The 15,655-nt window shown below is 45.7% G+C and carries 12 protein-coding genes; all 12 read right to left on the bottom strand.

Annotated features, from left to right (window positions below; all coding sequences use genetic code 11):
- Window positions 1–103: 103 nt before the first annotated feature.
- Window positions 104–895, bottom strand: a complete 792-nt coding sequence (locus AB4517_RS11945) for a DUF1338 domain-containing protein (RefSeq protein WP_004729652.1) — start codon at window positions 893–895, stop codon at window positions 104–106.
- Between the two features lie 257 nt (window positions 896–1,152).
- Complete coding sequence (astD, locus tag AB4517_RS11940) at window positions 1,153–2,610, bottom strand: succinylglutamate-semialdehyde dehydrogenase (protein ID WP_017071310.1); 1,458 nt, start codon at window positions 2,608–2,610, stop codon at window positions 1,153–1,155.
- Between the two features lie 39 nt (window positions 2,611–2,649).
- Window positions 2,650–3,669, bottom strand: a complete 1,020-nt coding sequence (astA, locus tag AB4517_RS11935; RefSeq protein ID WP_017061116.1) for an arginine N-succinyltransferase — start codon at window positions 3,667–3,669, stop codon at window positions 2,650–2,652.
- Window positions 3,670–3,776: 107 nt separating this feature from the next.
- On the bottom strand, window positions 3,777–4,988 hold the full coding sequence (locus AB4517_RS11930; protein ID WP_372148399.1) for an aspartate aminotransferase family protein: 1,212 nt from the start codon (window positions 4,986–4,988) through the stop codon (window positions 3,777–3,779).
- Between the two features lie 464 nt (window positions 4,989–5,452).
- The gene (locus AB4517_RS11925) at window positions 5,453–6,031 is read right to left on the bottom strand and encodes an aminodeoxychorismate/anthranilate synthase component II (protein ID WP_009848915.1); all 579 of its coding nucleotides are present in this window, start codon (window positions 6,029–6,031) and stop codon (window positions 5,453–5,455) included.
- A 200-nt stretch (window positions 6,032–6,231) separates the two neighbouring features.
- Window positions 6,232–8,826, bottom strand: a complete 2,595-nt coding sequence (locus AB4517_RS11920) for an ExeM/NucH family extracellular endonuclease (RefSeq protein WP_372148398.1) — start codon at window positions 8,824–8,826, stop codon at window positions 6,232–6,234.
- Window positions 8,827–9,211: 385 nt separating this feature from the next.
- Window positions 9,212–10,228 carry a tryptophan--tRNA ligase gene (gene trpS, locus AB4517_RS11915; RefSeq protein ID WP_016796005.1) on the bottom strand — a complete coding sequence of 339 codons (1,017 nt, stop codon included), beginning with the start codon at window positions 10,226–10,228 and terminating at the stop codon, window positions 9,212–9,214.
- Between the two features lie 150 nt (window positions 10,229–10,378).
- The gene (locus tag AB4517_RS11910; RefSeq protein WP_017061120.1) at window positions 10,379–11,065 is read right to left on the bottom strand and encodes a phosphoglycolate phosphatase; all 687 of its coding nucleotides are present in this window, start codon (window positions 11,063–11,065) and stop codon (window positions 10,379–10,381) included.
- 102 nt (window positions 11,066–11,167) lie between these two features.
- On the bottom strand, window positions 11,168–11,842 hold the full coding sequence (gene rpe, locus AB4517_RS11905; protein ID WP_010435263.1) for a ribulose-phosphate 3-epimerase: 675 nt from the start codon (window positions 11,840–11,842) through the stop codon (window positions 11,168–11,170).
- A gap of 201 nt (window positions 11,843–12,043) precedes the next feature.
- Window positions 12,044–12,892 carry a Dam family site-specific DNA-(adenine-N6)-methyltransferase gene (locus AB4517_RS11900; protein WP_048605377.1) on the bottom strand — a complete coding sequence of 283 codons (849 nt, stop codon included), beginning with the start codon at window positions 12,890–12,892 and terminating at the stop codon, window positions 12,044–12,046.
- Between the two features lie 69 nt (window positions 12,893–12,961).
- Complete coding sequence (locus tag AB4517_RS11895) at window positions 12,962–14,479, bottom strand: AAA family ATPase (RefSeq protein WP_372148397.1); 1,518 nt, start codon at window positions 14,477–14,479, stop codon at window positions 12,962–12,964.
- Window positions 14,480–14,558: 79 nt separating this feature from the next.
- Entirely contained in the window at window positions 14,559–15,647 is a 1,089-nt protein-coding gene (gene aroB, locus AB4517_RS11890) for a 3-dehydroquinate synthase (RefSeq protein ID WP_017061124.1), read from the bottom strand.
- Window positions 15,648–15,655 lie beyond the last annotated feature (8 nt).

The raw sequence follows: 15,655 nt of genomic DNA, 5'->3' as shown, positions 1-15,655 counted from the left end.
CGAGATACGAGATACGAGAAGAACTCACAAAATCCTATTTGTAAACTTCCTCGAAGCGAAGCGTACTCGCATATCTAGGATAAGTCCGTTCTCGTAACTTTTATTAACCGTTGGTGCTCTCAAAGATCTTGTCAGCCGATGCTGCAACAAATCCTGTATAAAGCTCACCATTCGCCATCGCATAACGCTTAGCGAACTCGTAGAAGCCACCAGGAATCACCTCGTTGCCTTCAACAAATGAAACTGGGACTTTGTCTGCCATTGTAGATGATTGCTCTAATAAGACCTCTGGAGAGCCTTTAACCTGACCGCCAGATGCATTGATAGTGAAACCTGAATCACTCAAATAGTCATTCACAGTCTGTACTTCATCGAACTCATTGAGCTGGTTCACACTCACCGTAAAGTGGTTTGCACCGTAACCATGAGCCGCTAGCCAAGACGCGTATTCACTCTCTTTTGCTAGAACTTGGAAATCCGCGAAGCTCAGATCCCAAAGGCGACCACCAAATAAGAACTCATGACCTTGAAGCTTGCTTGCGTCCACTTGCTCAACCAACTTAGCAACGATCTGTTGTAAGTCACTTGAACACTCTTCTACCTTCAACTCACTAATGAACACTTTCGGTTGGTTTGGGTCTGGGTGCTCGTAGTGCTTAGCCACTAACTTCTTGCTCTCAAACAAGTAGTCGCCACAAGCCTTGTAGCCTAATTCAAGGAAAGGCTTAGCCAGTGTTTCAATACCCAGCGGCGCAACATTGAAAGTTCGCAGTGCAATGTGATCATTAATCAGGGCTTCGTCTTCTTTCAGCAGATGATGAACTTTCTCAGCCGATGGGCAAAGCCTGTGAATGTAATCGTCCCATAGTGATTTAAAGAGTAGATCGGGCGTCATGGTGACTCCTTGTCAGAGGTTCTAGCAAGCTAGTAATTTGGATTAGAGAGGGAGAGGCTGGACTCAGAGTCAGCAGCCATCAGCCTGTGACATACTTGTTCTATTATTATCTACCGCCCAATCTAGGTGTCGGACGTGATGGAAAAAGGAAGCGATAACACCACTTCCTTATTACACAATTAACCAATGAACCTGTTATTCATGAACCTAGAGCTCATAAGCTTGTGATTCATCAAGTTATAGCTTAAAAGCCAAAACTACAGCTCAATACCTGGACTAAACGTAGCCGGCAGTTGAGTTTCACCACCTTCCATTGACGCCATAGGGTAAGCACAGTAATCAGCTGCATAGTACGCACTTGGACGCAGGTTACCTGAAGCACCTGGGCCACCAAATGGTGCATCACCACTTGCGCCTGTTAGCTGGCGGTTACGGTTAACAATACCCGCACGGATATGGTCAACGAAGTATTCCCATTCAGAATCATCTGTTGATACAAGACCCGCAGACAAACCAAAACGAGTGTCGTTAGCTAGCTCAACCGCTTGCTTTAGCGATTGGTAACGAACCACTTGTAGCAGTGGACCGAAGTACTCTTCATCCGGCAGCTCAGCAATGTTGGTTGCGTCGATAATACCCGGAGAAACAAACGCCGCTTGACCCGCTTTTGCTTCTACTAGGCTGACGCCGCCTAACGATTGTAGATTCGCTTGCGCGTCCAGAATGAACTTAGCCGCAGCTTCAGAGATCTGAGGACCCATGAAGGGTGCAGGTTCAGCGAATGGCTGATCAACACGAATCTTTTGCGTCGCTGCAACCAGTTTGTCGAGTAGCAGATCGCCCTTCTCGCCAACTGGAACATACAAGCGACGAGCACATGTACAACGTTGACCCGCACTGATGAACGCCGATTGGATAATGGTGTATACCGTTGCGTCTGCGTCACCATATTGGTCACTGATCACCATAGGGTTATTGCCACCCATCTCTAGTGCCAGCATCTTGCCCGGTTGGCCCGCGAATTGACGGTGAAGGATATGCCCAGTATTAGCGCTACCTGTGAACAGCACGCCATCAAGACCTTTAGCATCGGCCAGTGCGATACCTGTCTCTTTAGCGCCTTGTACTAGGTTGATTACGCCAGCAGGAAGACCCGCTTCTTGCCATAATTTCATCGCAAACTCACCCGTCCAAGGTGTCTGCTCTGAAGGCTTAAATACCACGGTATTACCCGATAGCAGTGCAGGAACAATATGACCGTTAGGTAGGTGACCAGGGAAGTTATAAGGACCAAATACTGCCATCACGCCTAATGGACGGTGACGCAGTACAATCTGGTTGCCTGCCGCTTCACGAGAAGCTTCACCGGTACGCTCATGGTAAGCACGAATTGAAATAGCAATCTTGCCCGCCATTGCGCCCGCTTCAGTGCGAGTTTCCCAAATCGGTTTACCCGTCTCTTTCGCGATGATTTGCGCGATTTCTTCGCTGTTCTCTTTAACTTTCTCAGCAAAGTTCAACACGATCGCTTCACGCTCTGCAAAGCTCAGTTTTTTCCAAACCAAGAAGGCTTCACGAGCTGCTGCTACTGCAGATTCAACCTGTGCTGGTGTCGCGCTATCACCCTGCCACACTACTTCATTGTTGTATGGGCTTACTGATGTCATGGCGTCACCTTGACCTGCCACCCACTGTCCTGCTATCCACTGAGTCATACTTCTATCCTTAAAATCTTCGACAGATAATCGCCGCTCTTATTGAGCCAACATGCGAACGAATTCGCCTTCTTTTACTTCAAGAGCGCTTGCTACTTCAGATGATAAAATCACTGTGTCGCTTGCTTGGTCATACGCACCTTTCGCGGCTACTGCGCGGAAGTTCTCAAACGAGGTATTACCAATTAGGAAGTCTTTAGAGCTAGAGTGCTCTGCAATTTGAACCTGTGCTCGAATTGAGTGACGCACAGATTCGATGTTTCTTAGATCACACTCAACCGTTGGGCCTGCATCAAAGATGTCGACATAACCACGGTTGGTGAAACCTTCACGTTCCAGCAACTTAAGTGCAGGGCGCGTATTGTCATGTACCTCTCCGATCACCGCTTGAGCTTCTTTGCTCAGTAGGTTCACGTAGATAGGTAGCTTAGGCATTAGGTCAGCAATGAAGCCTTTCTTACCAATACCGGTTAGGTAATCGGCAAGCGTGAAGTCAATCGAGAAGAAATGTTCTTGCAGCCATTGCCAGAAAGGAGAATTGCCTTCCGCATCTGATACACCACGCATCTCAGCAAAGATCGTTTTTGAGAAACGCTCTGGGTGCTCAGCCATCAGTAGGAAACGACACTTAGACATCAGTCGACCGTTTAAGCCTTTGCGGTAATCAGGACGTAAGAACAGCGTACAAATTTCGCTGCAGCCTGTGTAGTTATTACCAAACGTCAACAGCTTAACCACGTTATTCACTTTAAGGCGCTGTGAAGAGTGAACCACTTTACTGATGTGGTACGAGTAAAAAGGCACATCCCAGCCAATGGAAGCTTCGATACCCGTTGTACCAGCAACTTCGCCAGTTTCAGCGTCGAAACCCACCATTAGATAGCCTTCATCACCGGGTTCGGTCACGTCTGCTTTCGCAAAGCTGTATTCAGAATGGGTAATTCGGTTAGTTAACAATTCTTCGTTAACCGGAAGAGATGTGAATCCATGACCTGATTCAACTGCACAGGTGTGCAGCGCATCGTAATCAGACAGTTTTATTGGGCGAACAACTAGCATCAATATTCCCTCCAGATGCAAAATAGGCCCAAAACCAGAAGCTTGGGCCTTTAGCAGTACGTCATGAGATCGCTCTAATGGCGATCATTCCTATGACGCCGCTCAGGCTAAACTAGCGTAGCGATTGCTTTGTCTAGTTTTGATAAACCTTCTTCAATTTCTTGTTTAGTGATAACCAGTGATGGAGTAAAACGAACCACGTTTGCACCCGCAACCAGTACCATTAGGCCTTGCTCGCCTGCTGCTACTAATACGTCACGCGCACGCCCTTGCCATTCGTCATTCAGTGCAGTACCTAACAATAGGCCTTTACCACGAATCTCACTGAAAATTTGGTATTTGTCGTTAATCTTAGTTAGACCATCACGGAATAGCGCTTCACGCTCTTTTACGCCTTCTAGAGTCTCAGGTTGGCTAACTACGTCAACCACTGCTTCAGCTACCGCACACGCCAGTGGGTTACCACCGTATGTAGAACCGTGCGTACCAACCTTAAGGTGTGTAGCCAGTTCAGACGTCGTCAGCATTGCGCCGATAGGGAAACCGCCACCTAGAGACTTCGCTGTGCTTAGAATGTCTGGCGTCACGCCCAGACCTTGGTAAGCATAGAAGTTACCAGTACGACCATTACCTGTTTGTACTTCATCAAAAATCAACAATGCATTGTGCTTGTTACACAGCTCACGAACCGTGTTCACAAACTCAGAGGTTGGAGAGATGATGCCACCCTCACCTTGCAGAGGTTCCATCATGATTGCACATGTGCGATCAGAGATGTGCGCTTCTAGCGCGGCAATATCATTGTAAGGCAGGTGAGTTACATCGCCCGGTTTAGGACCGAAGCCGTCAGAATAAGCTTCTTGACCACCTACAGTTACAGTAAAGAAAGTACGACCGTGGAAACCTTGTTTGAATGCAATGATTTCAGATTTCTCAGGACCGTGAACATCCGCAGCCCAACGACGAGCTAGCTTAAGTGCTGCTTCGTTCGCTTCTGCACCAGAGTTCGCAAAGAATACTTTTTCTGCAAAACATACGTCAGTTAGCTTCTTCGCTAGACGCAGTGCAGGTTCGTTAGTCATTACATTACTTAGGTGCCAAATCTTGTTTGCTTGCTCGGTAACAGCATTAACCATTGCTGGGTGACAGTGACCCAAACAGCTCACAGCGATACCACCAGCAAAGTCGATATACTCTCGGCCTTGTTGGTCCCAAACGCGTGCGCCTTCCCCTTTTACCGGGATCATTTCCATTGGGTTATAACAAGGCACCATCACCTCATTAAAAAGACTACGTTCTACATTATTTTCCACTGTCATCGTACATTCCTTCTCGATACCGCAAGCTTCGCAAATAAGCGTAATGGTTCATAAGTGAGATAAAGATATTTTGTCCCGCCATAATCCCGCTGCAGCATTATATTTACATTTAATTAACCTTTTCAATAGTAGATTATTCTTTAGCCATCCCTAACAACCAGCTAAACGTCACTACCTATGACTATTTATGCATCAAACAATCTGTTTTATGAAGCTTTTTTTAACTAAACGTCTATCCATCAACAGCAAAGCCTTACTGGTACAGCGGTATAAGGGGGTCGAGAGGAAATAAGGCGAATAATATTGCATAGACTAAAAACTTAGCCTGAAGAGGGAGAAATGTTATAAAAAGTGATCGGCGTCAGAGGGATGAAGACGCGGCGCGCCCGAATTAAAACGCTTAACGAACGAGGTAATACGTTTAACTGGCTTATTTGAACGAATGAAAAGCCAAATTTAAACACTCAACGCGCTAAGAAGTTAGCAAGAAGCTGGTGTCCTTGCTCTGTTTTAATCGATTCAGGGTGAAATTGGACGGCATCAATCGGCAAGGTTTTGTGTTGATAACCCATGATCTCATCCATGCTGCCATCTTCAAATTCCGTCCAAGACGTCAGTTCAAAGCAGTCAGGAAGCGTGCCATTTTTCACCACTAGGGAATGGTAACGTGTCACAGTTAGAGGGTTATTAAGCCCTTGAAAAACGCTCTTACCATTGTGGCGTATTGGAGAGGTTTTACCGTGCATCACTTGTCTGGCTCGCACTACTTCACCACCAAACACTTGAGCAATGGCTTGATGACCAAGACACACACCTAAGATCGGCAGTTTACCCACGAAGTGTTCAATGACTTGCAGAGAGATTCCCGCATCATCAGGCGTACAAGGGCCTGGCGAGATAACAAGATGGCTAGGATTCAGCGCTTCAATACCGGCAATATCAATCTCATCGTTGCGAACAACTTTTACAGTTACCCCTAACTCACAGAAATACTGATACAAGTTATAGGTAAAAGAGTCGTAGTTATCGATGATAAGTAACATGGGTCGAAATCGTTTGCTAAATACTAAATGATTGGGAGATATAGGGGCGGTATTGTGCAATACCCATGGCGAAAGGCAAGTGGAAACTGCATTTCGTCAACAATTAAGGCCAACCTAAGTTGACCTTAATTATTTACAGATAGCCTTAAGTTATCTGCATTGGCTTGCTTGTATAGCAAGCCAATCTATTTGTGATTGAGCTACTTGCGACGACGCCACATTGCTAAACCAAATAGTGACATCAGAGCACCGAAGCCAAATGAACCACCTACTCGCAGTTCAAGAACAGCAGGATCATGATCCGATGAACGGAAGTGATCTTGGTACTTAGGTAGGTCACCTTTGAACTCTTCGTTGTAGTCAAACAACGTCGACTCACCACCATTGATGTGCCAATCGGTCGCATCGACAACCCTATCTTTCAGGCTGTCACTGATCAACAAATGATCCAAGGCACCAACTTCATCATTGTATGAGTAGCTCCAGCTGTCCGGGTGCTTTTGAGCCACAGCATTAATGTAGCCGTAGTTCTTAGTAATCACCGCACCGTTATCACCAAACTGCTCGACGCCGTCAATGTAAGTGTTACGCGCCGCTTTGATTTGCTTACCGTATTTCTCTTCAGAGTAATCCGTAAGCACCAGCATTGGATCTTCCATGCCGTACGAGTTCATATCCCCCAGAATCACTTTATGGCCTTTGATGCCGTCTAGCGCTTCACCCAAAGCAACTGCTGCAGCAACACGGAAGTTCTCACATGAGCCTTGCTTGTCGGCATCAACACCACCTTGACCGCCCTGTTCAACCGGTGCTGCATCTTCCCAACACTTAGAGCCTTTCGATTTAAAGTGGTTAATCGCTACGGTGAGTTTCTCTTTGGTACCTTTAACCTTGAAGGTTGGCGCTAACGAGTCACGCTGGTAGTTCTTACCATCTTCAATCACCTTACCTGAATCGTCTAACACTTCTGGTGCTTGTTGGCTTGGCATAGCTATAACACGGCTGTCTTTAAGCTTAACTACTTTCTTACGGTAGATAACACCTGTTGTAATGACATCAGTACCAATCGAGTCCATCTCGTCGGTCACACCATCTTCGTTCGAATCGACAGCTACAAAGGTATAGCGGTCTTTCTTACGCTCAATGCGATCATTCAGTTGGATAACGAGCTGGTGAATGGCAGAGCCTTCACCAAAGCCGTTGTTCTCAATTTCCATCAAACCAATAATGTCAGCGTCTAAGCGAAGAATCGCATTCACAATCTTCTCTTGCTGCATCTCAAACTCGGTGATGGTGTTCGCACCACGGTTGTTGCCGTGTTGGTTCGCGTCACCGCCAAATGGAGAGTTGAAGTAGTTCAAAACATTGAAAGTCGCGATGCGAAGGTCGCCTTCGTCCATGTCTGGTTTATCGGTACGCGGATCGTTACGAACAAAGTTTTCAGCCGAGATCTGGTTAGTTGTCACTAAGCGGTACTCACCGTAGCTGTAGGTAAGTACGCCTTCTAGACCAACAATGGTGTCATCAATACGAATATAGTCTTCTGTTGAACCATCTTGATCAATATCGGTACGGCCAAAGTCTGGATAGAAAGGAACTTGTCCATCACCCGCTTTTTGATCGGTTTCAACGAAAAGACGACGGTCTGCGTTATCTTCCGTTTGTTGTTTCGCGTCTTCAGAACCTGCTGCGAAAAGCTGGTTCGGTTGCATGTTAATACGCTCATGCACCAGTACCATGTTGTTACGACGACCTGAGTAGTCATAGCCAAAGGTACGAGTCACACGCATATCAAGCGCTTCGGTCGTTTTCACCAACATGCCTTCGTAGCGTTCAAGCGTTGCAGCAAAGTTCTCATCACTGTCTAGCGCTTCTATCGCCGTTGCTTCAGGTGCTTGTTGTTCGCCCTGTTTTAGCCATTGGTTGTTTTCAACTTTAAGCTGAGTATGGCTGTAATATTCTTGAACCTTACCTTTCACACACACTACGTCGCCCGCAGCCAGTTCTGAGCTCGATTGATTCGTGTGGATAAATAGACCTTCAGAAGTACTTGAATTGAAGTCATCATCAAGTGCTTGCAGGTAGAAACCTTTGGTTATGCCTGTAGTCACCGCACTCACAACACCTTTGACGAAATACTCATCGTCAGTGATGTAAGGATAGCCATCAATGAACGGCGATGTTGCACCCTCGCCTTGGATCTCTTGAATGGTTGTGAATACTGGGTCAGAGCCATCTTGTGTACAAGTGAACGCTTCTGGCAGTTCAACACTGTCTAATGAACCTAAGCCTTCAATGCTGTCTTTTGGTAACGACACCCACTGTGAAGCATCGAATGTCGCAGAAGGTGTTTGTGTCGCTCGAACCAAAGTAACATCTTTACCCCAATCCACATCGCCCATCAAACCAACAATATCGTGTACCGAGTTATCTGAATTCAAGATAGCCAGCGGGTCGTCACCGTTATGGTTAGCAATCGACGCATTGAGAATGTCAGCGACGGCTTTAATCTCATCACTCGCACTCGTATGAGCGACAACAAGTACCTCACCAGGCGCTAAAACGTGTCCATCTAAAGGTAAAGTGGCGCCCCATGAGCCGTTGCCATTCGCAGACTTCGCCAGCGAGTAACCATCTAAATTCATGCTGCTATCGCCGTTATTAGCAATCTCAACCGCTTTGTTGTAGCTGCCGCCTTCCACATATTGTGAAATAAACAAATCAGCGTGTGCACTTGCTGTTAGCAAGCTACCAATTGCCACTGCTAGCAATGAAGGTTTGTGTAAAAGAGCCATCCGTTTCACCTGAGTTCATCGATTTATAGTTACTGCCGTCTATGGGCAGTCATGTATTTTGTGGTAACTATCAGGTTTATTTATGAAAGGAATAAGTCAGTTAGCAAGAAAATGAGGAACTTATCACTTAATAATCATCAATTGTTTGGCACGTTATGTATTTCCAACATAAATAGAAATAAGCAAGATTTTATAAACTCCAAAGAGAAGTAATAAGATCGCCTACACAGCATTAATATTATGAATATGTTAGCGAGATAATGCTTAGATCATCAATTCAAACAAGAGATTTACTGGGAGAGCAAATAGAACGGGCACTAAAAAGCCCAAAGTAAACAGCGTCTACTTTGGGCTTCAATTCTGAAACGAGTGGCTTTAGCTCACCCTACGGGCGAGTAACAAAACCGACTGCTTCGTATGCTTTTTTCAGTGTCACGGCTGCGCGCTCAGAGGCTTTTTCTGCACCCGCTTTCATTACTGCGTCCATGTAAGCACGATCAGCACGGATACGGTGATATTCAGCTTGAATCGGCTCAAGCATCTCAACCAATGCTGCGCCTACGTCTTTCTTGAACGGACCGTACATTTCAACGCCTTGGTACTGCGCTTCGATCTCTTCGAACGTTTTACCTGTCGCTGCAGAGTACAGACCCATTAGGTTAGAGATACCCGCTTTGTTTTCCCAATCGTGAGCAATGCGTGGTGGTGTTTCTGCATCGGTTTGCGCTTTGTTGATCTTCTTGATGATCGACTTAGGTTCTTCTAGCAAAGTAATCACGTTCTTACGGTTGTCGTCTGACTTAGACATCTTCTTCGTCGCATCTTGCAGGCTCATTACACGTGCATTCACTGTTGGAATGTAAGGTTCTGGTACTTGGAAGATTGGCGTTTCAGGACCGTAGATGTTGTTGAAGCGAGTTGCGATATCACGCGCTAACTCTAAGTGTTGTTTCTGGTCGCTACCTACAGGCACTTGATGAGCACCGTAAAGCAGGATGTCTGCAGCCATCAACACTGGGTAGTCGTATAGGCCTACGTTTACGTCGTTTGAGTGACGTGCAGACTTATCTTTAAACTGAGTCATACGGCTCAGTTCACCCATTTGTGTGTAACAGTTAAGAAGCCAACCAAGTTGAGCATGCTCTGGTACGTGTGACTGAACAAATAGCGTGCTCTTCTTTGGATCAACACCGACAGCAAGACAGATTGCTAGTGCGTCTAGAGTCGCTTCATGCAGTGCTTTCGGATCTTGGCGAACCGTAATTGCGTGAAGGTCTACAACACAGTATTGGCAATCGTAATCATCTTGCATCTGTTGCCATTGACGTAGAGCACCCAAGTAGTTACCGATACTTAGTTCACCAGATGGTTGAACACCACTCAATACGATGGGCTTGCTCATGGTTTTAATTCCTTTGCTTATTCGCTAAGTTTATTGAACGCTTAGCTTCTTAACTTAAATATAGAAAAGCCGCACAGCTCTTCTGTACGGCTCATCCAGTGTACTCATTGATAAGTATTTTGCTAGTAGGTTAGCTAACTTTTGTCCGCTTTATGCTGAAACTAGAACGACATCTAGTAATTGCGCGACGTTATCCGCGACATAGTCAGGGTTTGATGCTGAAATCGGCTCGCCGTGGTTATAACCGTAAGTCAGACCAAACGAGTGACAACCTGCATTCTTAGCCGCTTTAATGTCGTTGCTTGAATCGCCAACCATCAACATCTCTTCCGCTTTTACATTGTGCTTTTCTAGCAACCAGTTCAGAGCGACTGGGTTCGGTTTTTTCTCTGGGAAAGAGTCGCCACCCAACACATCAACAAAGTACTTATCAATACCGTGTTGCGCCAGTACGTCTGGTACAAACTTCGATGGCTTGTTGGTAACCAGCGCCATAGTGAAGCCGGCTTTATCCAGCTCAGCCAGCGTCTCTTTAACCGATGGGTAAAGGTGACTTAGCTTGTGACCGCCCTGCTCATAGAAATCATCAAACAGGATGCGTGCTTTTTTCAGTAGCTCTGGCTCTAGGCTTGGGTCAACCGTCAAGTTACGGCTGAGTGAACGTCCGATAAGAACATCAGCACCATTACCTACGTAGTCGCGAACTTGTTCTTCGCTCACTGAAGGGAAACCCAACTCCTGACAAGCTTGGTCAGCAGCAACGGCCAAATCAGGCACGCTGTCTAACAAGGTTCCATCCAAATCAAAGGCGATCAGTTTTATTGAGCTTAATGACATCTTACTTTCCTATTTATTATGTTCGTCTTATGAGTTGAGCTATAAGACGTAAAAAAGGGGCAAATTAGCCCCTTAATATTCAATCTATCTGTAGTTTTACGATTATGCGTTTACTTTTGCAAGCTCTGCACGCATCTCATCAATCACTTCTTTGTAATCTGGTTGATTGAAGATAGCTGAACCCGCAACGAACATATCTGCGCCCGCTTCTGCGATTTCACGGATGTTATCAACCTTCACGCCGCCATCAATCTCAAGGCGAATGTCACGGCCTGACTCATCAATCAGCTTACGAACAGCACGTAGTTTATCTAGCGTGTGCGGAATGAAAGATTGACCGCCGAAGCCTGGGTTCACAGACATCAGTAGAATCATGTCTACTTTGTCTAGGATGTAATCTAAGCAAGAAAGCGGCGTTGCAGGGTTAAGAACCACACCCGCTTTACAGCCGTGCTCTTTGATTAGCTGTAGAGTGCGATCGATGTGCTCTGAAGCTTCAACGTGGAAGGTAATCATTGATGCGCCGGCTTTAGCAAACTCAGGCACGATGCTGTCTACTGGCTTAACCATAAGGTGAACATCGATAGGAGCCGTAATACCGTAGTCGCGCAGCGCTTTACAGATAGGCGCGCCAAAAGTCAGGTTAGGTACGTAGTGGTTGTCCATCACATCGAAGTGCACAACATCAGCACCAGCTGCGAGTACTTTTTCTACGTCTTCACCAAGACGAGCAAAATCTGCAGACAAAATCGATGGAGCGATTAGAAAATCTTTCATACCAAACCTCTTAAGAGTGAGTAAATTGCGAATATCACCGCCTTGGTGACATCTCATACACAAATACAAGACTCAATCCCAAGACTATTTGGTGTGCAATTCTACCTAAGCACCTAAGCAGATCCTAGCAGTTCGAAAGATTAGTTTAAGAAAGTATCCGTTGGTCACTCAATTTAATGAGTTTGGCGGATATTCTGACCATTACTGTTCCGCTGATGCGTGCTGCTGGTTTTTCTCTTTATGGAAAAGCGCCAATAGCTCATCAACTTTATTACGGCCAGCGCCATTGCGGCTGATGGTACGTTTCACCTTAACCACGTTCAACTCCGCACCATGATATAAGCGACGAGTTAATGTCGTATCGTGGTTTGAAATCAAAACAGGAATACCGCGTTCCATCGCTGCTTTTTCAGCAACATCCGCCAGTGCAGCTTGGTCATCTAAGCTAAAGCCATTACCTGCGTAAGAGGTAAAGTTAGCCGTGTTCGACAGTGGTGCGTATGGAGGATCGCAGTAAACCACACAACCTTTACGCGCGCGGCTAAAGGTTTCATGGTATCCCTCACAGACGAAGGTGGCCTTTTTCGCTTTCTCGGCAAAAAACTCCAGCTCAGCTTCTGGGAAGTAAGGTTTTTTATAAGAACCAAATGGAACGTTAAAACCGCCCTTCTTGTTGTAACGACACAGGCCATTGAAACCAAATCGGTTCATATACAAGAAAGCCAACGAACGATACATGACGTTATCTGTACCATTGAACTCAGCACGAATATCTAAGAAGGCTTCTTTGCGGTTGTTCTCAGGACAGAACCAGCGCTTCGCTTCCGTGATATAAGTTTCAGGATCGGTTTTAAGCAGGTTGTACAGGTTGATAAGATCGGGATTGATATCTGCAAGCAGGTACTGTTCAAAGTCAGTATTCAGAAATACTGAGCCGGCACCGACAAACGGTTCTACCAATTTACGAGCAGGTGGCAGGTGACGTTGGATGTCTTCAACTAGGCCATATTTACCACCAGCCCATTTTAGAAAGGCACGCTGCTTTTTCATTTACTGCTCTATCTATCAACTCAAAAATAAGGCTGCGGAATGTAACATATTTTGAGGCTAAGCTCAGGGTTATTTCGCACGTTCTATCTCTCGATGTACTTGATTCATCGATTTTGCCCAAGGTTCCAACTGTTGAAGTGGTTTTGATAACGCACTTACCGCGTCTCTCGCTACTTGAATCGTTGGGTAATCTTGATAAGTGATAATAAACCACTTGGTGTCGTTGCGAAGTGTTGGGTAAATACGAACCTTGTTCTCAAGGTCATACTCTTCAATGAAAGATTGTACGTCTTCCAATGAGGTCATCGCACTCAACTGCAAAGTATAAGCTCGCGGAGAGATAGCTTGTAACTCTTCGCGAGAAAATGAGAATGTAATTTTCTTAGTCGGTGGCGTGGACTGTGTTAGGTCTGTTGCTTCATCGGCTGAAGGCTGTGACTCCACTTTGTCTGCATCTGATTGCGAACTCACCGCGGCACCTGTGTTTTCTTCAACAGCAGCATCAATCGCACTGGTATCGGCACTTTCAGGTTTATCATCAAGCAAGGCATCAACCACATCAGAGGTGATTACGACACGCTGCTGATCTTGTTCGACTTCTCCAACACTCGCGGTATCTTCAACGACAGTCGGTGGCAAAGATGAGCTGTCGTCATCAGCACCTTGATAACTCATGTCAGCTTCGGCTTCAGAATCGTCCATTCCGTCGATTCCAGCTTGCTCGGTACCACTTTCCACTTCAAAAGTTGGGATAGCTGTCTGTTCAATCGGAGCGATAAGAGATTGCGCTTTATCGTCAGGGGTTGGTTGACTGAACATCCACCAATAACCACCACCAATTAAAATCAACAGCAAGGCCACCACAATCGCGATATTGATGGGCGAGCCAATAATTGAGCGAATAATAATCCTTTTTTCCACTTTCAATTCTCCTAAAGCCATTAACTCACCGGGCAGAGGTTGCGCTTTATTAAACGCACGTCGCACGCAAGTTTCAGACTCATCATCAACATATCGAATCACCAGTGATTCAAAGAAATGTTCAGCTTCTGGTTGCGAAAGGTCATCGATCTCAAGATCGATAGGTTTGTGTTGTTGACCGTAGCTCAAACGCGTTAATAACGTATCTAAGTGGCCAGGTTCCGAGAAGAGAACGATATTGATCGTCCATTGAGGGTTTGATTGAGCTTCCAGTACCAACATCCATAATTCGGATACCAATAGCTCAGAAAGTCGTTGGGCATCATCAACGACGATAACCACATTACACGGTTCTCCATCCAGTAACCTTGTTAGGCTATCCGATAAAGAATCATGTTGATTAAACAGGGGATCAGAAACAATTTGGCTAAGAATGAGCGCACGGCGTTGTTGATCGTCTTGGCTTGGATGACAAAGCAGTAAACACTGATTTTTTTCTGTCGACCATGCTTCAAGATAACGCTGAGCCAACCAAGATCGGCCAGAGCCAGCTTTGCCCGCCACCGTCACAAGGTTTGAACCAAAGTTAGTCAAAAGCTGTAAGCGCTCTAGCAGCTCAACTTGAGATTCTAACTCTAATACTCTTAATTCATGAGCCAAACTCATTGGGGATCCCTACTGATAAGATCGATCAGTAAAACGCTTCAGTTGCCTAGAGTTTAGCTAGGCAACCTCACAACCAAATTTAAAGAGTACGGCAGAAATCGATCGCTTGTTTAATGATGTCTTGAGGCACATCAGCAACCACTTCAGCAGTACCAATACTTGTTGGTAATACCAAACGCAACTGACCAGACAGCACTTTTTTATCGCGCATCATGTGCTTCATAAAGTCTTCAAAAGACATGCTTTCTGGCGTATGGATTGGTAGTTTCGCATTCTTGAGTATAGAAATAATTCGCTCAAGTTGCTGCTGAGAGATCAGTCCCTGTAATTGAGCTGTTTTAGCTGCCATTACAGTGCCTGACGACACAGCTTCACCATGTAGCCAATTACCATAGCCTAGTTCTGCTTCAATCGCATGACCAAATGTATGACCTAGGTTCAATAACGCTCTGATTCCTGACTCTTTTTCATCTAGAGCCACCACTTCAGCCTTAATTGCACAACAACGAGCAATCGCGGTAATCAGTGCTTCTTCATCAAGTTGATAAAGTTTCTCTAGATTCTGCTCCAACCAATCAAAGAAGGCTTCATCGTAAATGATGCCGTATTTGATCACCTCAGCAATGCCAGCTGCAAACTCACGCTCTGGAAGCGTTGATAAACAGTTGGTATCGATGATCACAGATTTCGGTTGGTAAAAAGCGCCGATCATATTCTTACCAAGAGGATGGTTTACTGCGGTTTTACCACCAACAGAAGAGTCCACTTGAGAAAGAAGGGTCGTCGGGATTTGAATGAAATCAATACCGCGCTGGTAACAAGAGGCAGCAAAACCGACCAAGTCACCGATAACACCACCTCCTAAAGCAATCACCACCACATCGCGGCTGTAATTTCCTTCAAGCATGTAGCTCATCACTGAATTGAACGTTTCAAGGGTTTTGTACTGTTCACCGTCTGGCAGCTCGAGAAGAGATGTCTGACAGCCGACTTGATCCAATAGCGATAAAATTTTATCAGCATAAAGAGGCGCTACTGTCACATTACTGATAACAACAACTTTCTGCTTACCTGATAAAAAAGAAAGGTACGCCGGGTCTTCAAATAACCCGGCGCCAATAGAGATAGGGTAGCTACGCTCAGCTAGATTGACCGTAATCCGTTCCATGGGTTTGC

Origin of the sequence: Vibrio sp. 10N.222.52.C3 (assembly GCF_041474195.1) — a bacterium.
Taxonomy (GTDB): Bacteria; Pseudomonadota; Gammaproteobacteria; order Enterobacterales; family Vibrionaceae; genus Vibrio; species Vibrio crassostreae_C.
This window is presented reverse-complemented; position numbering and strand designations above follow the sequence as displayed.

Bases quoted from the DNA above. Each gene is read 5' to 3' on its own strand.
- AB4517_RS11945 (WP_004729652.1), bottom strand. From the start codon at position 895: ATGACGCCCGATCTACTCTTTAAATCACTATGGGACGATTACATTCAC.
- astD (WP_017071310.1), bottom strand. From the start codon at position 2,610: ATGACTCAGTGGATAGCAGGACAGTGGGTGGCAGGTCAAGGTGACGCC.
- astA (WP_017061116.1), bottom strand. From the start codon at position 3,669: ATGCTAGTTGTTCGCCCAATAAAACTGTCTGATTACGATGCGCTGCAC.
- AB4517_RS11930 (WP_372148399.1), bottom strand. From the start codon at position 4,988: ATGACAGTGGAAAATAATGTAGAACGTAGTCTTTTTAATGAGGTGATG.
- AB4517_RS11925 (WP_009848915.1), bottom strand. From the start codon at position 6,031: ATGTTACTTATCATCGATAACTACGACTCTTTTACCTATAACTTGTAT.
- AB4517_RS11920 (WP_372148398.1), bottom strand. From the start codon at position 8,826: ATGGCTCTTTTACACAAACCTTCATTGCTAGCAGTGGCAATTGGTAGC.
- trpS (WP_016796005.1), bottom strand. From the start codon at position 10,228: ATGAGCAAGCCCATCGTATTGAGTGGTGTTCAACCATCTGGTGAACTA.
- AB4517_RS11910 (WP_017061120.1), bottom strand. From the start codon at position 11,065: ATGTCATTAAGCTCAATAAAACTGATCGCCTTTGATTTGGATGGAACC.
- rpe (WP_010435263.1), bottom strand. From the start codon at position 11,842: ATGAAAGATTTTCTAATCGCTCCATCGATTTTGTCTGCAGATTTTGCT.
- AB4517_RS11900 (WP_048605377.1), bottom strand. From the start codon at position 12,892: ATGAAAAAGCAGCGTGCCTTTCTAAAATGGGCTGGTGGTAAATATGGC.
- AB4517_RS11895 (WP_372148397.1), bottom strand. From the start codon at position 14,479: ATGAGTTTGGCTCATGAATTAAGAGTATTAGAGTTAGAATCTCAAGTT.
- aroB (WP_017061124.1), bottom strand. From the start codon at position 15,647: ATGGAACGGATTACGGTCAATCTAGCTGAGCGTAGCTACCCTATCTCT.